Origin of the sequence: Pseudomonas sp. R3.Fl (assembly GCF_023516765.1) — a bacterium.
GTDB classification, from domain to species: Bacteria; Pseudomonadota; Gammaproteobacteria; order Pseudomonadales; family Pseudomonadaceae; genus Pseudomonas; species Pseudomonas citronellolis.
On the sequence record NZ_JAMGSO010000001.1, the window covers coordinates 6,821,306 to 6,844,869 of the forward strand.

The 23,564-nt window shown below is 67.7% G+C and carries 17 protein-coding genes and 1 pseudogene; 11 read left to right on the forward strand and 7 right to left on the reverse strand.

Annotated features, from left to right (window positions below; all coding sequences use genetic code 11):
• Positions 1–106 precede the first annotated feature (106 nt).
• The 6 genes from M8R19_RS30150 to M8R19_RS30175 all read left to right on the forward strand — a co-directional run bounded on the left by M8R19_RS30150 (position 107) and on the right by M8R19_RS30175 (position 6,419).
• Positions 107–1,381: an acyl-CoA dehydrogenase family protein gene (locus M8R19_RS30150; protein WP_249919788.1), complete on the forward strand. Its 1,275-nt coding sequence runs from the start codon at positions 107–109 to the stop codon at positions 1,379–1,381.
• Entirely contained in the window at positions 1,381–2,655 is a 1,275-nt protein-coding gene (locus tag M8R19_RS30155) for a thiolase family protein (RefSeq protein ID WP_249919789.1), read from the forward strand. The genes M8R19_RS30150 and M8R19_RS30155 overlap by 1 nt, the downstream gene beginning before the upstream one ends.
• A gap of 10 nt (positions 2,656–2,665) precedes the next feature.
• Entirely contained in the window at positions 2,666–4,288 is a 1,623-nt protein-coding gene (locus M8R19_RS30160; RefSeq protein WP_249919790.1) for a class I adenylate-forming enzyme family protein, read from the forward strand.
• A 15-nt stretch (positions 4,289–4,303) separates the two neighbouring features.
• Positions 4,304–5,416 (forward strand): saccharopine dehydrogenase family protein, encoded by a 1,113-nt coding sequence (locus M8R19_RS30165; protein WP_249919791.1) that lies wholly within the window; start codon positions 4,304–4,306, stop codon positions 5,414–5,416.
• 72 nt (positions 5,417–5,488) lie between these two features.
• Positions 5,489–5,629, forward strand: coding sequence for a hypothetical protein (locus tag M8R19_RS30170; RefSeq protein ID WP_159458819.1), 141 nt, complete (start codon positions 5,489–5,491; stop codon positions 5,627–5,629).
• 16 nt (positions 5,630–5,645) lie between these two features.
• Positions 5,646–6,419: a glucose 1-dehydrogenase gene (locus M8R19_RS30175; RefSeq protein WP_074979499.1), complete on the forward strand. Its 774-nt coding sequence runs from the start codon at positions 5,646–5,648 to the stop codon at positions 6,417–6,419.
• 64 nt (positions 6,420–6,483) lie between these two features.
• Here M8R19_RS30175 and M8R19_RS30180 read toward each other — a convergent pair whose 3' ends face one another.
• The 4 genes from M8R19_RS30180 to M8R19_RS30195 form a co-directional block, all read right to left on the reverse strand.
• Entirely contained in the window at positions 6,484–9,267 is a 2,784-nt protein-coding gene (locus M8R19_RS30180) for a winged helix-turn-helix domain-containing protein (RefSeq protein WP_249919792.1), read from the reverse strand.
• Between the two features lie 101 nt (positions 9,268–9,368).
• Positions 9,369–9,740, reverse strand: a complete 372-nt coding sequence (locus M8R19_RS30185; RefSeq protein WP_249919793.1) for a hypothetical protein — start codon at positions 9,738–9,740, stop codon at positions 9,369–9,371.
• 54 nt (positions 9,741–9,794) lie between these two features.
• Entirely contained in the window at positions 9,795–10,742 is a 948-nt protein-coding gene (locus M8R19_RS30190) for an NmrA family NAD(P)-binding protein (protein ID WP_074979505.1), read from the reverse strand.
• 111 nt (positions 10,743–10,853) lie between these two features.
• The gene (locus tag M8R19_RS30195) at positions 10,854–12,626 is read right to left on the reverse strand and encodes an acyl-CoA dehydrogenase C-terminal domain-containing protein (protein WP_249919794.1); all 1,773 of its coding nucleotides are present in this window, start codon (positions 12,624–12,626) and stop codon (positions 10,854–10,856) included.
• Between the two features lie 371 nt (positions 12,627–12,997).
• Here M8R19_RS30195 and M8R19_RS30200 point away from each other — a divergent pair, with 371 nt between their 5' ends.
• Positions 12,998–14,014 (forward strand): AraC family transcriptional regulator, encoded by a 1,017-nt coding sequence (locus tag M8R19_RS30200; RefSeq protein WP_074979697.1) that lies wholly within the window; start codon positions 12,998–13,000, stop codon positions 14,012–14,014.
• An 18-nt stretch (positions 14,015–14,032) separates the two neighbouring features.
• On the opposite strand, the gene M8R19_RS30205 is transcribed toward M8R19_RS30200, so the two are convergent.
• The 3 genes and pseudogenes from M8R19_RS30205 to M8R19_RS33600 form a co-directional block, all read right to left on the reverse strand.
• A complete protein-coding gene (locus M8R19_RS30205) occupies positions 14,033–15,091 on the reverse strand; it encodes an extracellular solute-binding protein (protein WP_249919795.1) in 1,059 nt (352 codons plus the stop codon).
• 248 nt (positions 15,092–15,339) lie between these two features.
• Positions 15,340–16,095, reverse strand: a complete 756-nt coding sequence (locus M8R19_RS33595; RefSeq protein ID WP_370311588.1) for a methyl-accepting chemotaxis protein — start codon at positions 16,093–16,095, stop codon at positions 15,340–15,342.
• 102 nt (positions 16,096–16,197) lie between these two features.
• Positions 16,198–17,493: pseudogene (locus tag M8R19_RS33600) on the reverse strand (methyl-accepting chemotaxis protein); the annotation flags it as partial.
• A gap of 362 nt (positions 17,494–17,855) precedes the next feature.
• Between M8R19_RS33600 and M8R19_RS30215 the strand changes: the two are divergent.
• The 4 genes from M8R19_RS30215 (at position 17,856) to M8R19_RS30230 (ending at position 23,559) form a co-directional block, all read left to right on the forward strand.
• Entirely contained in the window at positions 17,856–19,295 is a 1,440-nt protein-coding gene (locus tag M8R19_RS30215; protein ID WP_370686646.1) for an APC family permease, read from the forward strand.
• Between the two features lie 86 nt (positions 19,296–19,381).
• Positions 19,382–20,794 carry an aldehyde dehydrogenase family protein gene (locus M8R19_RS30220; RefSeq protein WP_249919797.1) on the forward strand — a complete coding sequence of 471 codons (1,413 nt, stop codon included), beginning with the start codon at positions 19,382–19,384 and terminating at the stop codon, positions 20,792–20,794.
• Positions 20,795–20,805: 11 nt separating this feature from the next.
• Positions 20,806–22,155, forward strand: a complete 1,350-nt coding sequence (locus M8R19_RS30225; RefSeq protein WP_249919798.1) for an aminotransferase class III-fold pyridoxal phosphate-dependent enzyme — start codon at positions 20,806–20,808, stop codon at positions 22,153–22,155.
• A gap of 84 nt (positions 22,156–22,239) precedes the next feature.
• Positions 22,240–23,559, forward strand: coding sequence for an alginate export family protein (locus tag M8R19_RS30230; RefSeq protein ID WP_249919799.1), 1,320 nt, complete (start codon positions 22,240–22,242; stop codon positions 23,557–23,559).
• The last annotated feature ends 5 nt before the right edge of the window (positions 23,560–23,564 follow it).

The following is a 23,564-nucleotide window of genomic DNA, read 5'->3' on the forward strand; positions in this document are numbered from 1 at the left end:
ATTCCGTCATCCGGCGCCGGCTCCATGTCTGGCCCTGGCCACGACCGGCAAGTGATTTCACTGCCGCCGGCTGGCCGGCGGCCTCAGCACAACAGGAGTCAATCTCATGAACCCTTCCAACCTGCCCCCGCAGCAATGGCCTGCCGAGCCCAAGGTACAGTTCGGCCCCTGGGCCTGCGAGCCGCCGCTGGACGAGGAATCCGAAGCGTTCCGCCAGAGCCTGCGCCAGTTCGCCGGCAAGGTCATGCGCCCCATCGGCCAGGAGCTGGACCGCCTGAGCGCCGAGCAGGTGGCGGCCAAGGGCTCGCGCCTGTACGAATTCTTCGCCGAGTACGACAAGCTCGGCATCAGCCAGGAACTGCTGGCCAGCCTGAGCGACGAGCAGCGTGCGGTGATGTTCCCGCTGCTGTTCGAGGAACTCGGCTGGGGCGACGCCGGCCTGGCGATTTCCGCCGGGGTGCGCATGCTGCCGCTGTACATGGCGGCCAAGCTGGGCAACCGGTTCGTGCTCGATGAATATTCCGAGCAGTTGATCGGCTGCTGGGGCATCACCGAACCGGACCATGGCAGCGACTCGCTGGACGCCAGCCGGCAGATCTTCCACCCCCAGGGCAGCTATGGCCGGCCCAACTGCGTGGCGCGGGTCAGCGACGGGCAGCTGGTGATCAACGGGCAGAAATCCGCCTGGGTCTCCAACGGCTGCATCGCCGACCTCTGTGTCCTCTACTGCGCCGCCGACACGCCCAACGGCCCGGATACCCAGCGCGGTTACTGCGTGGTGGTGCCGACCGACCTGCCGGGTGTGTCCCTCGGCAAGCCGCTGGAGAAGCTCGGCCAGCGTCCGTTGCCCCAGGGTGAGCTGTACTTCGACAACGTCAAGGTCAGCCTCGACCACGTGCTGGCCGGGCCGGAGGACTACAAGCGCGCCGTCTACGCCATCCACACCGATGCCAACCTGCTGATGGCCGCCACCTTCACCGGCGTGGCGCGCTCGGCCTATGACCATGCCCTGGCCTACGCCCACGAACGCAAGCAGGGCGGCCTGCCGATCATCCGTCACCAGGACGTGGCGCGCCGGCTGTTCCACATGCTGCGCAAGGTCGAGGCGGCCCAGGCGCTGACCCGTCGCGTGGCCCGCTTCAATGCCCTGGCGCCGGTGCCGGCGCTGCAGGCGGCGATGCTGGCCAAGGTCACCGCCACCGAGCACGCCTTCGAGGTGGCCAGCGACGCCATCCAGATGTTCGGCGGCAATGGCCTGACCCGCGAGTACCCGGTGGAGAAGATCTTCCGCGACGCCCGCGCCTCGATGATCGAGGACGGCTGCAACCAGATCCTGGCGATCAAGGGCGGCTACAACCTGATCAACCCGGAGTGGCTGTGATGAGCGCCAGCGAACTGGACCAGCAACTGATCCGCAACGCCCGGCAGAACGCCTACGTCATCGGCGTCGGCATGACCCGCTTCGGCAAGCACCTGGGGCGCAGCCTCAACAGCCTGGCGCGCGAGGCGATCAGGCAGGCGCTGGACGACGCCGGCATCGAGGCGCGCCAGCTCGAAGCGGCCTGGATGGGCACCGGCGCCGCCCCGGTGATCACCGGCCAGGTGTGCATAGCCGGGCAGGCGGTGCTGCGCGGCCTGGGCGTCGGGCGCATCCCGGTGGTCAACGTGGAGAACGCCTGCGCCACCGCTTCCACCGCTTTCCAGCAGGCCTGCACCATGGTCACCCACGGCCTGCACGACGTAGTCATCGCCGCTGGCTACGAGAAGCTCTACCACGAGGACAAGGCGCGCACCTTCTCGGTGTTCGACGGCTGCGTCGACGTGGACGAGCAGGATGCGGTGCTGGGCTTCCTGCAGGCTGGCCTGCGCCGTTCCGGGGCCCAGGTCGACCTGAGCCAGGCCGGCAAGGACCGCTCGCTGTTCATGGACATCTACGCCACCTGGGCGCGCGACTACCTGGCCATGGCCGGCGGCGAGCCCCGCCACCTGGCGATGGTCACGGCGAAGAACTCGCGCCACGGCGCGCTCAACCCGCGCGCGCAATTCCAGGACGTGCTGAGCGTCGAGCAGATCCTCGCCGCGCGCAAGATCGCCGACCCGCTGACCCTGCCGATGTGCTCGCCGATCGGCGACGGCGCGGCGGCAGCGGTGATCGTCTCCGAGCGTGCGCTGAAGCGCCTGGGTGCGCGCCAGCCGATCCGCGTCGCCGCGTCGATGATCGTCAGCGGCTACGACTACGCCGACGAGCACACCCCGGAAGTGGCGCGCTGGGCATCCGAACTGGTCTACCAGGCCGCCGGCGTCGGTCCCCGCGACCTCAGCCTGGTGGAGCTGCACGACGCCTCGTCGGCCTCCGAGCTCATGTACTACGAGAGCCTCGGCCTGTGTGGCCGGGGCGAGGGCGTGGCGCTGCTGGAGTCCGGCGCCACCGAACTGGGCGGGCGCATCCCGGTGAGCGTGTCCGGCGGGCTGAACCGCAAGGGCCACCCCATCGGCGCCACCGGCCTGGGCCAGGTGTTCGAGCTGGTCGAGCAACTGCGCGGCAACTGCGGCGCACGCCAGGTACAGGGCGCCAGCGTCGGCCTGGCGGAGAACGGCGGTGGCTTCATCGGCGCCGATGCCGCCGTGATGAGCATGACCGTACTGACCCGCTAGGAGGCACCCCATGCACAACGATTCACTGATCCTGGCCAACGTCATCCGGCGCAAGGCCGAGCAGACCCCGGACCTGGACGTGCTGACCTTCGTCCACGTCGATGCCGACCAGCAACTGCGCGACTGCACCCGCAGCTATCGCCAGCTGTGGGAGAACGGCCAGCGCATCGCCTCCGGCCTGGACGACGAAGGCATGGCCCAGGGCGACGCCTTCGCCCTGATCATGTTCAACCATCCGGAATTCGTCGAGGCCATGGTCGGCTCGTCCATCGCCAACACGGTGTTCGTGCCCATCGATGCCCGCGCCTGCGGCGACAAGCTGCAATACCTGCTGGGCTTCTCCGCCTGCCGTGGCGCCATCGTCGCCGACCATGCCCTGGCGGCGGTGCTCGAACTGGCCGGGCGCCTGCCGAAGCTGGAATGGCTCTGGGTGCTGGACACCGGCGCCGGCGCGGGCGAGCCGCCGACCCACCGGCGGATCCGCATCCGCGCCCTGGACGATGTCCTGGACGACCGCGTGCCGGATATCGCCGTGCGCGCCACCGACCTGCAGCAGCCCATGCAACTGCTGTTCACCTCCGGCACCACCGGCAACCCCAAGGCCATAGTCGCGCCCTACGCGCGCTTCGCCGCCATCGCCGGCCTCGGCGCCGAGGTGGGCCTGCAGCCGGGCGACCGGCCCTACACGGGCTTGAGCCTGACCCACGCCAACGCCCAGTGCATCACCCTGGGCAATGCGCTGTTCATGGGCCTGCGGGTGGTCATCAGCCGGCAGTTCACCAAGTCGCGGCTGTGGGAAATCCTGCGTCGCTACCAATGCACCGTGTTCAACCTGCTGGGCGGCATGACCACCGCCGTGTACTCCGAGCCGCCGCGCCCGGACGATGGCGACAATCCGGTGCGCTACGTGTTCAGCGCCGGCATGCCGGCCAGCATCTGGCAGGACTTCGCCCGGCGTTTCAACGTCGAGATCTTCGAGTTCTACGGCACCGCCGAAGGCGGCCTGACCCTCAACCCGCCAGGCGCCGGCCCCGTCGGCTCCATCGGCAAGCCGCCTTCGCACCTGCGTTGCGCGATCCTCGACGAGGAGGGCAACGAAGTGCCGGCGGGCCAGCGCGGCGAGATCTGCTTCCGCGCCGCCGGCGGCGACGACCATCCGCCGGTGGCCTACCTGAACAACCCGCAGGCGTCCGCGGCCAAGACCCAGGGGGGCTGGTTCCACTCCGGCGACATCGGGCACAGGGACGAGCAGGGCTGGGTCTACTTCGACTACCGCGACGGCAGCGGTATCCGCCGCAACGGCGAGTTCATCGACCCGGCGCAGATCGAGAAGGTGATCGCCGAGGCCGAGCAGGTCGCCGACGTGTTCGTCTACGGCCTGCCCACGCCGGCCTGCGCGCCCGGGGAGAAGGAGGTGGTCGCGGCCGTGGTGCCGCTGCCCGGCCAGCGCCTGGACTGCCGCGAGCTGCTGGCGCACTGCGCCCGCCACCTGCCGCGCAACCTGCTGCCCAGCCACGTGCAGGTGCTCGATGAAATCCCCAAGACCGCCTCGGAAAAACCCCTCGAACGGGTACTGCGCGAACGCCTCGAAGGCGAGCTGAGCGCCTGCAGATCACAACAACAAACCGCATGAACCGGAGAACAACAAATGTCTGATATCAAGGTCGTGGTATATGGCGCCAGTGGCTACACCGGCAAACTGGTTTCCCGCCACCTGGCCGCGCGGGGCATTCCCTTCATCGCCGCCGGGCGCAGCGCGGAGAAGATCCACGAACAGTTCGCCACCCAGCCGGAACTGAAGAACGCCCGCTACGAGGTCGTCGAAGTGGCCAACGAGGAAGCGCCGCTGACCGCGTTCCTCGCCGGCAAGAGCGTGGTCTACAACACCGTCGGCCCGTTCATGCAACTGGCCGAGCCGATGGTGCGCGCGGCGCTGGCCGCCGGCTGCCATTACCTGGACAGCACCGGCGAACAGGACTGGATGCTGTTCCTGCGCGAGAAATACGCCGCCGCCTACGCCGATCGCGGCGTCCTGCTGATCCCGGCGCTGGCCTTCATGTGGGCCGCCGGCCACCTGGCCGCCGAGGTCTGCCTGGAAACCCCCGGCGTCGACACCCTGGACCTGGTCTACGTGACCCGCGGCACCACCCCTTCGGTCAGCTCCACGCTGTCGTTCCTGCGCATGTGCTGCCAGCCGCAGTACTACCTGGCGCAAAGGGAACTGGTGGCCTGGGAGCCGGCCACCGCCTACCAGACCGTTGCGCCGACCTTCCACCAGGTGCTCGACTGCCTGCCCTGGAGCGGCGGCGGCGAGCCGGTGTGGTACCTCGACGACCCGCGCGTGCGCAACTGCAGCATGCTGGTGAACTTCGGCAACCCCGCGGTGATGAGCAGCGTGCTGAAGCTGGCCCGCGAGTTCAACGAAGTGCACAGGTTCAAGTCGCCGGAAGAGCAGGAGCAGGTCACCAACGGCTGGGGCCACGAGTGGACGCCGGTCGAGCCGCCGCGCGAGAACCCGGAGCACTGCCGCGCGGTGATCTCCTGCCACGGCAGCGGCCCGGCCAGCCAGTCCACGGTGATCCTGCAGGGCAACTGCGGCTACGAGCAGGCCGGCTCGGTGGCGGTGGCCGGGATCGAGCGCATCCTCGCCGGCGAAGTCAGCGCCGCCGGCTTCGTCAGCCCGGCGGCGGCGTTCGGGGCGCGCTATCTGCTGGCCGCGCTGGAGCGTGACGGCCTGCTCAAGGTGATAGTGCGCAACTGATCCGCCAGTCGAATCGACGCTTTGCGGCGCGGGGCCTTTGGCCTGCGCCGCTTTTTTTACAGGGGATGCGGAATGAACGAACTGCTGAAGACCTTCGGCCTGCACGACGAGGCGGCCCTGGCGACCGCTGCCGTGCCGTACCCGGCATCCGGCGTCGCCGGGTGGATCAACGGCGCCGAACCCGCCCGCGATGGCGGGCCGGGCGCGCGATGACCAGGGAGTGAATGCGATGGGACGTTTGCAAGACAAGGTCTGCCTGGTCACCGGCGCGGCCAGGGGCATCGGGCTGGCGACGGCCGAACTGTTCGCCCGGGAAGGCGCCCGCGTGCTGCTGACCGATCTCGACCAGGCGGCCGGCCTCGCGGCGGCCAACGCCCTGGGCGGGCAAGGGCTGTCGGTCGGCTTCCTGCAGCAGGATGTCACCGACGAGGCGCAATGGCGCAAGACGTTCGACTTCTGCGAGCGACTGTTCGGCGGCCTCGACGTACTGGTCAACAACGCCGGCGTGGGGGCTTTCTGCGACGTCGAGCGGATGACTCTGGAGCAGTGGCGGCACACCCTCGCCTGCAACCTGGACAGTGTGTTCCTTGGCACGCAGCTAGCCATCGGGCGGATGCGGGCCCGTGGGGGCTCGATCATCAACGTGGCGTCCATCGAAGGCCTGATCGGCGAACCGCTGGTGCCGGCCTACAACGCCAGCAAGGGCGGCGTGCGCCTGTTCACCCGCTCGGTGGCGGCGCATTGCGCGCGCCGGGGCTACGCCATCCGCATCAACGCGCTCTGCCCGGGATATGTCGAGACGCCCATGGTGCAAGGCGCGCTGGCGGCGGCGCCGGACGAGCAGGCGCAGGACATGCTGGCGTACCTGCGGCAGCGCATCCCCATGGGGCGCATGGCCCGCGCCGAGGAAATCGCCAAGGCCATGCTGTTCCTGGCCAGCGACGACTCCAGCTACATGACCGGCGCGGACCTGGTCGTGGACGGGGGGTACCTCGCGCAATAGCGGGCCGGGCGATGCTCCCCGGGCGCGCTGCGCCCGGGGCTTTTCCTCTTTGCCTGCGGGGCGCTCAGCCCAGGCTCTTGTCGCTGACCAGCTTCTCGCGGCGCGCCTTGTCGATGGCGTGCACGCGGTCGCTGACGTTGAGCTTGGCGAACAGCTTCTTCAGGTACCACTTCACCGTTTCCGCCGAGATGTTCAGCGCCAGGGCGATGCGCTTGTTCGGCATGCCCTGCACCAGCAGGTCGAGGATGTCCTGCTCGCGGCCGCTGAGGTTGTACTCGGACTGCTGGCGGGCCGGCTGCTCCGGCCTGGCCTGCCGGAAGCCGCCGAGGACCTGCGCCAGGTGTTCCTCCAGGGCGGAGGAGGGCAGCCTTCCGCTCATTTCCTCCAGCATCCGCTTCGATTCCGGCAGCTCGTCGCACAGGCTGCGCAGCATCTGGCAGCGGGCGCTGACTTCCAGCAGCGCCAGCAGCGCGTCGGCCCAGGCGGGGTCTTCCAGCTGGTACAGCGCCAGGCAGCGCAACAGCTGTACCTTGACGTGGTAGTCCAGGCGCACGTCGGGTGTCAGGCCCTGCAGCCGCTCCAGTTCGTCCAGCGCCGCCGGGGCCTGGCCCTCGGCCAGGGCGATGCGCGCCCGCGAGAGGATGGCGAGGACCGGGATATCGAAGGTGCTGCCCATCGCCGCGGGCGTCAGGGCTGCGCCGTATCGGCCCGCCAGGGCGTCCAGCTCGGCCTGCAGGCGCTTGCCGGTCTGGAGGTCGCCGTCGAGCAGCAGCAGGCGGATGCGCTCGGCCAGGGCCGCGGCGATCGGCCGCTGCAGACCGGTGCTGCGGCCGAACAGGTGGAGGCGCTCCAGCAGTTCGTAGGCGTCGTCGCCGTTGCCTTGCAGATAGAGCAGGCGCGCCCCCGCCAGCAACGCACGCAGGTAGCTTTCGAAGAACACCCGCTCGTTCATCACCTCGATGCGGCCGCTGAGCAGGCTCTTCAGGGCGTCGAGGTTGTTGCTCTCGTACAGCGTCTCGGCAAGGTAGCCGGATACCACGCAGGAGGGCGCCGAGCGCCGGCCGAAGCGTTCGTCCAGGCGGAACAGCGCTTCGTTCAGGCTGGCGGTGGCGCGGGCGAGGTTGCCCTTGAGGAACTGGATCCAGCCGATGAAGGACTGCCGGTAGGCATAGGTGAGCCCGCGGGTGGCGCTGGGCGGCGGCTCCGGGTGGTGGGCCAGGATATTGGGCAGGTCGTCGTAGCGCGAGGCACTGGCCAGGGCGTAGATCAGGGCGTTGCAGGCCACCCCGTTGTGGTAGACGTCGCCGCTGGGCGGCCAGTGGTTGAGCAGTTCCAGGGCGGACAGGCTGTTGCCGCTGAGGGCGTCGAAGGTGCGCAGGCAGACCTGGTACTCGAAAGCGCTGATGCCGCCCTCGATGCCGACCGCCTGTTGCAGCTCGCGCAGTTCCTGGCGCGCGTTCTGCAGGTGCAGGCCGCCCAGCACCAGGGCCCAGAAGCGGGCGACGCGCAGGTGCCAGCGGCGGGCCAGCTCCGCCGCCGGCACCTTGTCGGTCCAGGCCAGGATGGTGTTGAAGTCGCCGGTGGCGAGGACGGTCATCACGCAACGGTCGATCAGGTCGTAGGCGCGTTCTTCGCCCTCCGAGGCGAGGGCGTGGTGCACCGCCTCGACCAGGTGCCCGTGCCGCTCGAACCACAGGCTGGCGCGGTAGTGGAAGGAGGGCAGGTCGATGGCGTTGAGTTCGCTGCGGCACTCGCGCAGGAAGGCGGAGAGGTTGGAGCGCTGCTGCGGGCCGTCGCTGTCCAGCCAGTGCCTGGCGCGCTGGTACAGGTCGCCGAGGCTGCTCACCACGCGCCGGGCCAGGCGCTGGCGCAGGTGTTCGCCGAACAGCGCATGGAAGCGGTACCACTTCTCGTCGTGGTCCAGCGGCACCAGCAGCAGGCCGTCGGCCGCCAGCCCTTCGAGGATGTGCTGCGCGTTACGCACGCCGAGCACTTCCTCGCACAATTCGACGTTGAAGCGATCCAGCACGGAGAGCTGCAGCAGCAGGTCCTGGGTCTCGCGTGGCAGGTCGCTCAGGGTGTTTTCCAGGATGGTCTCGGCCAGGGGGTAGAGCCCCTTGGCCCAGTCGGCGAAGTCCGGGTCCTTGCGCTCGTTGGACAGCACCAGCATCTGGATGCCGGCGATCCAGCCCTCGGTGGCTTCGAACAGGGCGCGGCAGGAATCGGCGCTGACCGGCTCCTTCATCCGTTCGCTGAGAAAGGCCTGGGTCTCGCTCTCGGAGAAGCGCAGGCTGCGCACGTTGAGCTCGTTGCCGCGGCTTTTCTGCCGCACGTCCTCCAGGCAGGCCGGCAGCTCGGTGCGCGAGCTGATGACCAGGTGGAAGTTGGCCGGGGCGTATTTCACCATCCGCCCGAGCAGTTCGTGCAGGCGAGGATTGTCGATGCAGTGGTAGTCGTCGAGGATCAGGTACAGCTCGGCCTCGAACTCGGCCAGCACGTTGACCAGCACGGTGAGGAAGTTGTCCAGGGTTTCCGGGCGGCCGCGCTCGTAGGTGTCCACCAGTTGCTGCGGCACCGGGCAGTCGGCCTGCTTGAGGGCGGCGACCCAGTAGCCGAGGAACTGGTTTTCCTCGTTGTCGGTTTCGTCCAGGTTGATCCAGCCGACCTTGTGGCCCTGCTCGATCAGGGTCTTGCGCCATTGCGTCAGCAGCGTGGTCTTGCCGAAGCCGCCGGGGGCGCGCAGCGGGATCAGCGGCTGGTAGGCGACATTGTTCAGGCGCTCCAGCAGGCGTTGGCGCAACAGCGGGGCGTGGTGGTAGCGCGGTGGCAGAAGTTTGGTAATCAACACGGCTTGGGCCTGCTTATTTTTGTTGTGCCAGGCGCGGTGGGCGCGCCTGGCACTTTAACGCAAGCGTTGGGACGGGCCTAGGGCCCGCCCTTGGGCGAGGTTCAGTGACGGCGCAGGAAGTGGATGAACAGCAGGCTGTAGATCACGTCGCCCATCACCAGGGCCGGCAGTTGCCAGCCGATGTTCCCCAGCGCCCAGTGGGCGAACATGGCCAGCGCCACCAGCGCCTTGCCCAGGATGCCGAGCGCGATGTAGGGGCGGCCCCGCAGCGGGTCGAATGCCGCGTAGAGATAGGCGGCGCCGAAGGTGGCGATGAGCACCAGGGCGAGGTCGCGCATGGCCAGGTTGGTGCCCGTGGACGGGGCGAGATCGAGCAGCCGGGTCAGCAGGCCGTTGAGAAAGAGGAAGCCGAATACCACCGACCAGTTGAACAGGGCGGCGGTACCCATGAGCCAGCGAGCATGGGTGAGCATGGGGATGTTCCTGACGAGAGGGGGAAGGGGCCTTGAGGGTGAGTGCCCGGCGGCTCAGCCGACCGTCTCTTTCAGGGCCGCGGTGAACGGTTCGATGTAGCCGGTGAACAGTTCATCCAGGGGCGTGCCCTTGAACTGCGGCAGGTACAGGCCGTTCCAGTTGGCCCACAGCGGCATGCCCTCGGGCTGCCCGGTGGCCGCGACGCCGATGCCGAGGATGGTCTTCAGCGGGCCGTCGGGCGCCTCGTCGTAGGCGGCCTGCCACTGTGCGCTGTCCATGTAGCGACGCTGGACCTTGCGCCCCAGCACGCGCTCGCGCCCCTCCAGCAGTTCGTTCCAGCTGCAGTAGGCGGTGGCCGCCACCGGGCAGATTGCGTTGCGCGAGGCCGGGTGGGCCAGCACGTGGGGAATGATCCGCCCGAGGTCCCTGCCGCTGGACCAGGAGAACTTCTGCGTGCCGTCGCCCATGATGCCCACCGGTTCCAGCATGTAGTACTCGGGCCACAGGCCGGCCGGGATGATGGTGTAGTCCAGGCCCGCCAGCTCGATCATGCGCTGGATGAACACCTTCTGCCGGGCGATCCGGCTGTGCACGGTGAGCTTGGTCTGGCGCGACTCCCACTCGTAGATGAAGCCGAATTCGGACGGCACGAAGCGCTCCACGCCAGCCTCGCGCGCGGCATGGATCAGCGGGTACTGGGACTCGGTGGCGGACAGCGGGACGCAGGACACCAGGTAGTCGGTGCCGAGCAGGGCGGGGATCAGCGACTCCACGCTGCCGGTGTCCGCCGCGCGCAGCTCGACGCCGCGGGCCTGCCAGTCCGACCATTTCCTTTGCTTCTCGGCGCTGGGCTGCGAAAGGCCCAGCGAGGACTTTTCCGGGGTGTCGCCCTGGCGCAGCAGGACGCGGACGTTGAACAGGTCCTGGGCGAGCAGTTCTTCGACACAGGCAGTGCCCGCCACGCCGGTGGCCGAGAATACCGTTACTGTTTTTCTTGTCATGGGAAATTCCTTGGATTGGCAGCGAATGCACCGCGGTGCCAGGCCAAGGTACGCAAAAGCGCGCCAGGCACATCCCCCCATGGGCGGGTGGCCGATGGGGGGAGGCCTTGGCTAGAACTGCTCCGCGGCCAGTTCGTAGAGGCTCTCGGCGCCGCCGCTCAGGCACACGCTCAGGCCCTCGATGCGCGGCAGCAGGCGCTCGAAGAAGAAGTGGGCGGTGGCCAGTTTCGCCGAATGGAAGTCCGGCTCGTCGGCCAGCCTGGCCTGCGCCGCGCTGGCCATCCTCGACCACAGGTAGGCATAGGTGACATAGCCGAACAGGTGGAGGTATTCCACCGAGGCGGCGCCCACCTGGCGCGGGTCCCCGGCGGCCCGGTCGCGCAGCCAGTCGCTGGTCTCCTCCAGGAGCCGCACGGCGTCCAACAGCCTGTCGCGGTGGACCACGGCTACCCCGGCGGCGTAGTCGTGGATTTCGGCGAGGAAGGAGCCGAGCGCCTGGCCGTCATCGGCGAGCACCTTGCGCCCGAGCAGGTCCAGGGCCTGGATGCCATTGGTGCCCTCGTAGATCTGCGCGATGCGCACGTCGCGCACCAGTTGCTCCTGGCCCCACTCACGGATGTAGCCGTGGCCACCGAAGACTTGCTGGCCGAGCACGCAGCTTTCCAGCCCGGTATCGGTGAAGAAGGCCTTGGCGACCGGCGTCAGCAACGCGACCCGGGCCTGCGCCGAGGCGCGCACCCCGGCGTCGGCGCCATGCTTGGCGGTGTCCAGCTGGGCGCCGAGGTAGGTGGCCAGGGCGCGCGCGCCTTCGGTGTGCGCCTTGATGGTCAGCAACATGCGGCGCACGTCGGGGTGGTGGATGATCGGGTCGGCGGCCTTGTCCCTGGCCACCGGGCCAGTGGGGGCGCGGCTCTGCAGGCGGTCGCGGGCGTAGGCCACGGCGGCCTGGTAGGACGCCTCGGCGCAGCCGATGCCCTGGATGCCGATGGACAGGCGCTCGTAGTTCATCATGGTGAACATCGCCGCCAGTCCCTTGTTCGGCTCGCCGACCATCCAGCCGGTGGCGCCATCGAAGTTCATCACGCAGGTAGCCGAGGCCTTGATGCCCATCTTGTGCTCGATGGAGCCGCAACTGACGGCATTGCGCGCGCCGAGCGAGCCGTCTTCGCCGACCAGCACCTTGGGCACCAGGAACAGCGAGATGCCCTTTGGCCCTGCCGGCGCGTCGGGCAGCTTGGCCAGCACCAGGTGGATGATGTTCTCGGTCAGGTCCTGCTCGCCGCCGGTGATGAATATCTTGCTGCCGCTGATGGCGTAGCTGCCGTCGGCATTGGGCTCGGCGCGGGTGCGGAGCAGCCCGAGGTCGGTGCCGGCGTGGGCTTCGGTCAGGCACATGGAGCCGGCCCAGCGGCCTTCGTACATCGGTGGCAGGTACAGACGCTTCAACTGCGTGCTGGCATGGCTGTCGATGGCCAGGCAGGCGCCGCTGCTGAGCACCGAATACAGGGCGAAGCTGGTGTTGGCCGCGTAGAGCATTTCCTCGACGTGCACGGCGAGCATCTTCGGCATGCCCATGCCGCCGAAGTCCGGGTTGCCGGAGAGGCCGACCCAGCCGCCCTCGGCATAGGTGGCGTAGGCGGCCTTGAAGCCTGCCGGCGTGCTCACCACCCCGTCGCGCCACTGGGCGCCTTCCTCGTCGCCGCTGCGGTTGAGCGGCGCGAGGGTTTCGCTGGCCAGCTTGCCGGCCTCCTCCAGGATGGCGCTGGCGGTGTCGGTGTCCAGGCTGTTGCCCAGCCCGGGGAGTGCGGCCCATTGGGCGTTGGCGTCGAAGACGTCGTTGAGCAGGAACTGGATATCGCGCAGGGGGGCTCGGTAGTGGTTCATGGCCGGTTCTCGGAAATGGAGTTCGTGAGGGACGATCGGCAAGCGTTCGAGGCTCGCGCAGCGTTGCGCCAGAGCCGGCGGACAGCCATCCGTGCTGTGCGAGAAGCCGCCCTGCGGCTTATGCGGGCAGCCCTGGATATGCTAGGAATGCGCGGCTGAACACCCTGTGCGGTACCCGCCGCGCGCCGCAAGGGGCCGCGAGCCACGCTGACGGCGAAGACCTCGGGTACGTGCATGGGAAGGGCTCCTGGCTTGCTGGCCGCAAGTCTAGGGGGGAGGGCGGCCGGGCTCCTATGCCGGAATTGCGCAACGCACATTGACGAATTTGGATATAGCCGATGATGAGCAAAGATGAGGCCGGGGCCGGCGGGCTGCGCAAGAGCGACTCGGTGGCGGCGTACTTCGTGAAGGCTGCGTTGCACCGATTGGCCGACCGCCCGCAGCGAGTGCGCGAATTGCTGGCCGCGGCCGGTATCGATCCGGGCTCGCTGGATAACCCGCAGCAGCGGATATCGGCCGATGCGGTCACGAGATTGTGGCTATCGCTCACCGAGGAGCTGGGGGATGAGTTCTTCGCCTTCGATTCGGGCGGCATGCCACGCGGGGCCTTCGCCATCATCTGCCGCAGCGTGCTGCTCGAACCCGACCTGGGGCGGGCGCTGCGCCAATGCCTGGCGGGGTTCAACCTGTTCCTGCGGGATATCCGGGCCCACCTGGAGCTGCGCGGCAACCGCGCCGCCATCGTGCTGCAGGTGCGCATCGAAGATGCGACCCTGCGTGGCGTCGCCGAGGAAATCTACCTGAGCATGGTCATCGGCGTGGCCTGCTGGCTGGTGGGGCGGCGCATCACCCTGGAGCGGACCCGGTTCGGCCACCCGCGGCCGCCCCATGGCGCCGATCCCTTGCTCTGGGGCCCCTGGATCCAGTTCGATTGTGCGCGCACCGAAGTGGAGTTCGCCGCCGCCCAGCTTGCCCTGCCGGTGGTGCGCAACTTCGCCGGGCTCAAGCAGTTCCTGCGCCAGGCCCCGGAGGGCGTGGTGGTGCGCTTTCGCAACCGTTCCGGACTGTCCGCAAAGGTCTACCGTCATCTCAAGGACAGCACCGAGCTGCACTGGCCTTCGCAGGCACAGATGGCCATGCGCTTCGCATTGAGCGAATCGGCATTCCGCCGGCAGCTGGAGCGCGAAGGGTTTTCCTATCAGGTGCTCAAGCATGAGGTACGCAAGGCGCTGGCGTTCGACTACCTCAACGATGTCAGCCTGAGCATCACGGAGATAGCGATCCGCTGTGGGTTCCAGGAGCCCAGTGCGTTCCACCGCGCCTTCCGCCAGTGGACCGGCATGAGCCCCGGCCGCTATCGCAGTGCCCAGGCCATTACGGCGGTGTGAATACACGCAGCGTTTATGTCAGTTCCGCCTGGCCTTGATCTGTTGCCAGGCCGCATCCAGCGATTGCCGTTGATCCGCTGCCAGGGTTTCCAGCAGGTAGCTGCGGCGTCGTTGTTCGGTGTTCAGAACCTGGCCGGGAGCGTTCTTCAGCAGTGCCTGCATGGCTGGAGAGGCGCTGGGAAGAGGGGCGTAGAAGCGAGTCGCCCGGGCGTTGCGGATGGCGTTCTGCGGCGCGATCAGGAAGTCGATGAAGCGGTAGGCCAGCGCCGGGTTCGGGGCATTGGCCGGTATGGCCAGGGTGTCGATGTAGATCGCGGCGCCTTCGTCTGGAATCAGGTAGGCCAGCCGGGGGTTCTTTTCCATGGCGCGGATGGCGTGCCCGCTCCAGCTCATGGTCAGGCAGAGCTTGCCGGCGGCGGTATCGTCGATGTAGCTCCAGTTGTTCAGTGAGTGCAACTGCCCGGCGATCGGCTGCAGGCTCTGCAGGGTGCGTTCTATTTGACGACCACTGCTGCTCGACAGGCTCCGGCCGCGGTAGTTGAGCAGGAGCGAGGCGGTTTCCTCGGCGGCATCCAGCATGCCGATGCCGCAACGGGCCAGCCGGCTCGCCTGCTGCTCATCGAACAGCAGGCTCCAGCTGTTGGGCAGTGGCGCGCCGTAGGTGGCCTGCGCGGCCTGCGTATTGACCAGCAAGCCGATGGAGCCCCACAGGTAGGGGACGGTATGCTGGTTGGCCCCGGGGATTCCGGCCAGCGTGGAGACCACCCAGGGATCGAGCTCCTGGTAATGCGCCAGCCGTTGGCTATCGATTTCCGCCAGCCGGTGCTGCGCCAGCAATTGCTTGAGCATGAAGTGCGACGGCACGACGACGTCATAGGCGTCGCCGCCGGCCATGGTCTGCAGCAACTCGTCGGTAGTGGTGAAGGCGTGGTAGTCCACGCGGATGCCGGTCTGCTCGTGGAAGTCCTCCAGTACGGCAGGGTCGAAATAGTCTTTCCAGTTGTAGACGCGCAGAACCTGTTCGGCATGTGCGGCGGTGCAGACGAGCAGGGCAAGCAGGCAAACCAGGTGCTTCATGGCGATGACATCCGTTGATGTGGGGACAGGTTCCGTCGCTCGGTGCCTGGCTGGTCCGCAGCCAGTTCCCGGATCCGGATTCAAGCGGTTTTTGCCGTGGAAGAATTGCCGCTGGCAGACAAGTCGTTGTTTGTGATTGCCAGGATGAACCGGCATGCGCCACTTCAACTCGCCACATCGACCCGCGAGCACGTCTTCCGCGCCCCGCCCAGGGCCAGGCAGCGCACGTCCAGACGGCGAAGCGGGGGCTAGGTCTTGAAGTGCTCCACCAGGCGCTGTTGCTGGTTCGCCATGTCATGCAGCGAGCGGCCGATGCGTGACGACTCTTCCACCTGGGCGATGAGCGTTTCGCTGATATCCCTGATGCCACTCACGCGACGGCTGATCTCCTCGCTTGCCGAGCTCTGCTGCACCGCTGCGCTGGCGATCTGCTGGGTCATCGAGTCGATCACCTCGACGGCGTCGCCAATGGTGCGCAGGGCCGCGTGGCTTTCGTCGACCAGCGCGACGCTCTGGTTCGCCTGCTCCCGGCTGAGCCGCATGCTGCCGGTGACCTGCTCGCTGAGCTGCTGCAGGGTTTCCACGACCTCGCGGATTTCGCCCACGGAATTCTGCGTGTGGCTGGCCAGCTGCCGCACTTCGTCGGCGACCACCGCGAAGCCGCGGCCCTGCTCGCCGGCGCGCGCGGCTTCGATGGCGGCGTTGAGCGCCAGCAGGTTGGTCTGCTCGGCGATGCTGCAGATCACGTCGAGGACCTGCCCGATCTGGCTGCTGCTGTGGGCGAGCGCCCGCACGTCCGCCAGGGTCCTTTCCAGCCCCCGGTCCAGCGCCGCGATGCTGTCGGCCGACTTGCCGAACACCACCAGCCCTTTTCTGCTGGCTTCCTCGGCCGCCGTCGCGGCCTGGGCCGTGCGGGACGAACTGTGCGCCACGTCCTGGGAACTGACGCTCATCTGGTGGAGCGCCGTGGCCGCTTGCTCCACTTCCTGATGCTGGCGCTGCATGCCGTCGTTGACTTGTGCGGCTATCAGCGCGGAGCGGTCGGCCGTTTCACGGGTGTGCAAGGCGGCTTTCTGGATCTCGCCGATGATGGGCTGCAGTTTGTCGAGGAAGCGGTTGAAGCCGCTGGCGAGTCTTCCGATTTCATCGCCGCGGCTGTTCGGCAGGCGCTGGGTGAGGTCGCCATCGCCGTCGACGATGGCATCCAGCATGTCGGCCACCTGCAGCAGGGGGCGGGTGACGCCACGGGCCGCGAACCAGATCAGCAACAGGCCCGCGCCGCTGGCGAGGACGCCCAGCCCCAGGCTCATCCACGTCGCCTGCAGGTTCTGCCGGTTCAGCTGTGCCTGCAGCTGCAGCGCGGGGGCTTGCAGCACTGCCTGGGGCACACGTATCTGCAGGGTCCAGGGGCGGGCCGCGGGGACTTGCAGCGGCTGTCGTATATCGATCGCTTCGGTGCTGTCGGCATCCGCGGCGAGGGCCTTGCCCAGCCCCTCCGGGTCGCTGCTGTGCCCGACCAGAAGGCCGCCCGCGGAAAGGATGCTGACCTCGCCCTGACCCTGGTAAAGGCTTGCGCTGAGGGTTTCGCTCATCTTCTGCAGCGTCGACAGGCTGATGTCGATGCCTACCACCCCGAGCGTCTTGCCGTCCTGGACGAGCGGCAGGGCGATGCTGCTCATCAGCGTCTTGCGGCCTTCCACTTCGACCGCATAGGGCTCGACCACGCAGGCCTGCCCGCTCTGCAGCGGGCAGGTGAACCAGGCGTTTTCCGCCTCGCTGCCGGGAGGGGCATGGTTGGCGGTGATGTTGGTTTCGTTCAGCACCGCCTGCACGAGCTGGCCGGGTTTGCTCTGCGACCAGTAGAGGGCGAAGCGGCCGGTTTCGTTGCCTGCCGCCGCGGGTTGATCGACGAAGCGCGAGTCCTGGTCGTCCAGGGCATTGGCTTGCAGGACCACGTACATGCCCAGCAGCTGCGGTTTTTCCCTTAGCGCCTCATGGGTCCTGGAGACGATCTGGCGGCGCAGGGCCTCGCTGGGGAGCTGGCCGACGAGCGCCTGTTCCCGTAGTTGCAGCAGCTGCTTGGCGAAGCCTTCGGCGTAGAGCCTGGTCTCATCGAGAAAACGCTCCACGCGCAAGCCCTGGAGCGTGGCGCTCGCCTGCAGATGCGCGTGTGCGGCTTCCGAGAGCAGGCGGGTGCTTTCCCGTTCGAGCAGGCTGGCATTGCGCTGGGCCTGGTACAGCGTGGCGCCGAGCAGGCTGGCAACCACGGCAAGCAAACAGCATCCGCTGAGCACGCTGATCCGCCACTGGGCGCTGAGGCGCAATACCGGCATGGCTTGGTCTCCTGGGCGGGGCGATGATGCGGGGAGCGGAGGAGGGGCTGCCATGTCCGCCTGGATCATCGCTTATCGCATTGGTCGATTCGTTGTTCTTGTTGGTGTGCGACAGAGGCTCCCGTCCGGGAGATCGGCGCGGGGAGATGGTAGGGGCGCAGGCTGTTACCGGGTTATCCCGAATCGGCAGGCCGGGACTGAGGAGCTATCGGCGTGATCCACATTGGGGCGTGGCATTCGATGCTGCCGATTTGGGATAACACCCCGTGCAGGGTCGGCCTAGCATCAGTCTTGCCAGTGAGCCCTGAGTGACCCGTCGGTCGTCGGCAGGCCTAGAACAAGAAGTTCGTTGGTTGGTGAGAGCGCTGCAGTCTCTCCGTGTTTTCCTAACGACTGCCTCATATAACAAGGTCAAGAAAATGAGCGTACCCATGTCCCAGATCAGCAGCTCGACAGAGCTGAGGCGCGGCGCCCTAGGCGTCGGTTTCATCATCTTCTTCGTGGTTTCCGCCGCCAGCCCGCTGAGTGTCATCGCCGGCGGCTTCCCCATCGGCATCATGCTTGGCAACGGCGCCGGAACGCCGGCGTTGCTGGTGCTGACGCTGCTGGTGTTGCTGGCGTTCTCGGTGGGCTACACCTCCATGGCGCGACATGTGACCAATGCCGGCGGCTTCTATGCGTTTTCCTCGCGCGGGCTGGGTGGCCTCGCCGGTGGCGCCGCGGGCGTCCTGGCGATGTTCGCCTACAACATCCTGCAGGTCGGCCTGTACGGCATGTTCGGCGGGGTGGTGGCCGGCACCATGGCCAGCGTCTTCGGCGTGGAACTGCCGTGGTGGTGCTACTCGCTGCTGGCGATGACCAGCATCGCGGTCCTCGGCTATCGCCAGATCGATCTCTCCGCGCGGGTGCTGTCGATCATCGTGGTCGCGGAATACCTGGCCATCCTCACCCTGGACTTCGCCATTCTGAAGTCGGGCGGCGATGCCGGCGTGAACCTGGATTCCTTCAAGTCCGAGCATGTCTTCAGCGGCACGCCTTCCATCGGCCTGCTGTTCTGCTTCGCGGCCTTCATCGGCTTCGAGGCCACGACCATCTATGGCGAAGAGGCGCGGGATCCGCAGCGCAGCATTCCGGTGGCCACCTATGCCTCGGTATTGCTGATCGGTTGTTTCTATACGCTGTCGATCTGGTCGATGGTGGTCGGCGTGGGCGCCGACAAGATCGTGGCGACCCTGCAGGCGCTGGGGGACCCGACCACCTTCATCTACGGCATGTCCGACCACTTCGTCGGCCCCGAGCTGACCAAGGTGATCCGCGTGCTGTTCATGGTCAGCATCTACGCCGGGCTGCTGGCGTTCCACAACTCGGCTGCGCGCTATTTCTACGCCATCGGCCGCGATGGCCTGCTGCACCGCATGCTCGGCACCACCCACCGCATCCACCAGAGCCCGCACATGGGCTCGGCCCTGCAGAGCCTGATCGCCGCGGTGGTGGTGCTGATCTTCGCCGCCATGGATGCGGACCCGATCCTGCAGCTCTTCGCCTGGTTCTCCAGCCTGGCGACGCTGTGCCTGATCCTGCTCATGGCGCTGACCTCGGCAGCGGTGTTCGCCTACTTCTGGCGCCATCCGGAGATTCCGCTGGGGCTGCTGCGCGGCCGCATCCTGCCGGCTTTCTCCTGCCTGGCGCTGCTGTTCGTGCTGGCCATCGCGGTGATCCATTTCGATGTGCTCACCGGTTCCAGCAAGGCCCTGTCCTATGCGCTGTGCGCCGTCATCCCGGTGGCGCTGATCGCCGGTGTGCTGCTGGCGGCGCGCTTGCGCAGGATTTCGCCCGAGCGCTTCCAGGCGCTGGGCAGCCACAAGCTCTAGGCGCGACCCGCGTCGATATCTCCCACCACGAAAGACCAGTAGCCACCGGGCGGAGCGATCCGCCGGTGGGCGAAGGGAAGGTTCATATGTACGACTATCGCATGCTCATCGACGGTGCCTGGGTAACGGGCGAGAACGGTCACTTCGACGTGACCAACCCTGCCACGGGCGCGCCATTCGCCCAGTGCCCGGCCGGTTCCCTCGGCCAGCTGGACCAGGCGGTGCAAGCCGCTCGCCGCGCCTTCGGGCAGTGGCGGCACAGCACCCATGAAGAGCGGCGCGAATGCCTGCGACGGATTGCCGACGACATCGAACGGGAAGCCGGGGAACTGGCCAGGCTCATCGTTCTGGAGCAGGGCAAGCCGCTGGAGCTGGCCATCTCCGAGGTCATGGGCGGCGTGGCCTGGACGCGCTACAGCGCCGAGCAGGAGATTCCCGTGGAGCTGGTGGAGGAGACGCCGGCGCAGCGCGTCGAGTTGCACCGCAAGCCCCTGGGCGTGGTGGCCTCGATCACCCCCTGGAACTGGCCGTTCATGATCGCCGTGTGGCACATCATGCCGGCCCTGCGGGCGGGCAACAGCGTCGTCAGCAAGCCTTCCAGCCTGACGCCCTTGAGCACCCTGCGCCTGGTCGGGATCATCGCTCGTCACGTGCCCAGGGGCGTCATCAACATCGTCACCGGCGAGCGCGGCTTCGGCAGTGCCATCGCCCGCCATCCGGGCATCGACAAGATCGTCTTCACCGGCTCCACCGCCACCGGCCAGAGCGTCATGCGCGAGGCCGCCGGCAATCTCAAGCGCCTGACCCTCGAGCTGGGGGGCAACGATGCCGCCATCGTGCTGCCGGGCACGCCGGTCGAGCCGATCGCCGCGGACATCTTCCAGGCCGCGTTCCTCAACATGGGCCAGACCTGCGCGGCGCTGAAGCGGCTCTACGTGCACGAGTCCCAGTACCAGGCGTTCGCCGAGGCGCTGGTGGCGATTGCCGGGCGCCAGGTGGTCGGCGACGGGCTCGAACCCGGCGTGACCTTCGGGCCGGTGCAGAACCTCGAGCAGCTCGAGCTGGTCGCCGGGCTGGTCGAGGATGCCCGGGCCCAGGGCGCGCGCGTGCTGTGTGGCGGCGAGCGCCTGGAGCGCCCCGGCTTCTTCTTCGCCCCGACCATAGTCGCCGACGTCACCGATGGCCAGCGCCTGGTCGACGAGGAGCAGTTCGGCCCGGTGCTGCCGCTGATCGCCTACACCGATGTCGAGGATGTCCTGCGCCGCGCCAATGCCAGCGACGTGGGGCTCGGCGGCTCGGTCTGGGGGGAGGCGGCGCAGGCGCAGGCGCTCGCCGCGCGCCTGGAAAGCGGCGTGGCCTGGGTCAACTGCCACGCGCAGATTCAACCGAATACGCCCTTCGGCGGCTGCAAGCTGTCCGGTTTCGGCGTCGAGTTCGGCCTGGAGGGCCTGCTGGAGTACACCGCCCAGCAGCTCCTGTACGTACGCAAAAACCCGTGAGAATCGAAGCCATGTACGAAAAATACAAGACCGCACAGAAGAAGTTCTGGCACCCCATGAGCTCGTCCGCGCCGGCGAACCGGGCCAAGACGCTGGTCATCGCCCGCGGCGACGGCAACTACATCACCGACATCGACGGCAACCGCCTGCTGGATGGCGTGGGCGGCCTGTGGAACGTCAACGTTGGGCACAACCGTGCGCAGGTGAAGGCCGCCATCGCCGCCCAGCTCGACGAGCTGGCCTACTACCAGACCTTCGACGGCATCGCCCATCCCCGGGTGTTCGACCTGGCCGAGCGCCTTACCGCGCTGTTCGCCCGCGAGCGCATGGCCCGCGTGCTGTTCAACTCCGGCGGTTCGGATGCGGTGGAAACGGCCCTGAAGATGGCCCGGCAGTACTGGATCGCCGCCGGCCAACCCGGCCGCGTGCGTTTTCTCTCGTTGCGCAACGGCTACCACGGCGTGCATGTCGGCGGCACTTCCGTGGGCGGCAATGGCGTCTACCACTACAACCATGGCCAGCTGTTGGCCGGCTGCCACCTGCTCGACACCCCCTGGCTGTACCGCAACCCCTGGGATTGCCGCGACCCCGAGCAACTGACGGAGCACTGCATCCGCCAGCTCGAGGAGCAGGTCGCCTTCCTGGGCCCGGACACCATCGCCGCGTTCATCGCCGAGCCGGTGCAGGGCGCGGGCGGGGTGATAGTGCCGCCGGACAACTACTGGAAGCGCCTGCGGGAAGTCTGCGACCGCTACGGCATCCTGCTGATCGCCGACGAGGTGGTCACCGGCTTCGGCCGCACCGGTTGCCTGCTCGGCAGCCGTGGCTGGGGCGTGGCGCCGGACATCCTGTGCCTGGCCAAGGGCATTTCCGCCGGCTACATCCCGCTGGGCGCCACGGTGTTCAACGAGCGCATCGCCGAGGCGATCGAGAACGCCCCCGGCTTCGCCAACGTGATCATGCATGGCTACACCTACAGCGGCCATCCGACCGCCTGCGCCGCCGCCCTGGCGGTGCTGGACATAGTCGAAGCCGAGGACCTGCCGGGGAACGCGGCGAAGGTGGGGGCCGAGCTGATCGGCAAGCTGCAGCCGCTGAGCGAGCGTTTCGACGTGGTCGGCGAGGTGCGCGGCAAGGGCCTGATGATCGCCCTCGACCTGGTGGCGGACAAGCGCACCCGGCAACCACTCGACCCGGCCGCGGGGCACGCGGCCCGCATCGCCGACGCCGCCCGGGCGGAAGGGGTGCTGGTCCGCCCGGTGGGTAACAAGATCATCCTTTCGCCGCCGCTGACGCTCTCCTCCGACGAGGCGGGAATGATCGCCGCGGCCCTGGAAACCGCCCTCCAGGCCTGTCGCTGAGTCTCGTGCGCCGGCCTGCGCAGGGCCGGCGCACGCTCCAACCGAAAAACAACAACAGCCTTCCCAAGGCGAAGAAGGAGCATCATGCATCATCGAAACATCTACCGAACCCTCGGTGGAGGGCTTGCGCTCGCCCTGAGTCTCACCAGCCAGGCCAACGCCCTGGAGCTGTACGCCGACGACGATACCCACCTGAACGCCGACGTCCTGGCGGTCTACGGCTGGCTGAACAGCCGCAAGAACTACGACGGCACGAGCGGCGGCAGCACCTGGCGGGAAGGCTTCATCAAGTATGGCCTGAGCGCGGACCAGGGGCTGGGGAGCGCCGGCAGCGCCTATGGCGCCTTCAGCCTGGTCAGTTCCGGCACCTGGGGCGATGGCGATGCCGCAGGCAATACCGACGGTTCCGAACGCACCACCAAGATCGAGGACGCCTACCTGGGCTGGCGCTCCGCCGGGATGTTCCCGGCGCTCGGCCAGGACGGGCTGGACGTTTCCTTCGGCCGGCAAGTGGTCAAGCTCGGCAGCGGCTTCATCATCAACGACGATGGTCCCAACCTGGGACGCGGGCCGGCCGACGGCAAGCTGAACCGGGGCGGCGCCTACTACATCGCCGCGCGCCATGCCTTCGACCGGACCGCGGTGGTCCGCATCGGCGGCCAGGATGGCCTGCATGGCAGCCTCCAGTGGCTCAAGTCCGACAACCGCGCCCAGGCCGAGACCGAACTGGCCGCGGGCACCCTGGACTACACCGCCAAGCCGGGCACCCTGGGCCTGACCTGGGTCCACGGCATCGATGTCGTGGACCAGTGGGCCAGCGATTTCCAGAAGCAGCGCGAGGGAATGAACATCTACAGCCTGCGCGGCGAGGGCGACGCCGGCGTGGAGAACGCCAGTTTCGCCTTCGAATACGCCTGGCAGGACAAGGACGCCGGCAACGAGAAGGCCTGGTACGCCGAGGCGGGCTACACCTTCGCCGACGTCGCCTGGTCGCCCAAGCTGACTTACCGCTACAGCCGCTATTCCGAGGGCTGGGATTCGATGTTCAACGGTTTCAGCACCGGCTACGGCACTTGGTTCCAGGGGGAAGTGGCCTCCAACTACGCGGGCCCGTTCAACAGCAACACGGCCATCCAGCACCTGGGCCTGAAGGCCACGCCGCTGGAGAACCTGAGCGTTGGGGTGCTGTACTTCGACTTCGACACCCTGCACAAGCGCGATGCGCTGAACCTCGATGCCCGGGAGCTGGACCTGTACGTCGAATGGGCAGTCAACCCGCACCTGATCGTCACGCCGCTGGTCGGGCTCTATCGTCCGGACAAGGACGAGAGCAACGGCGGCAACCAGGTCGGCGGCAACGGCACCAATGTCTATAGCCAACTGATCGTGGCGGTGCCGTTCTAGCATCG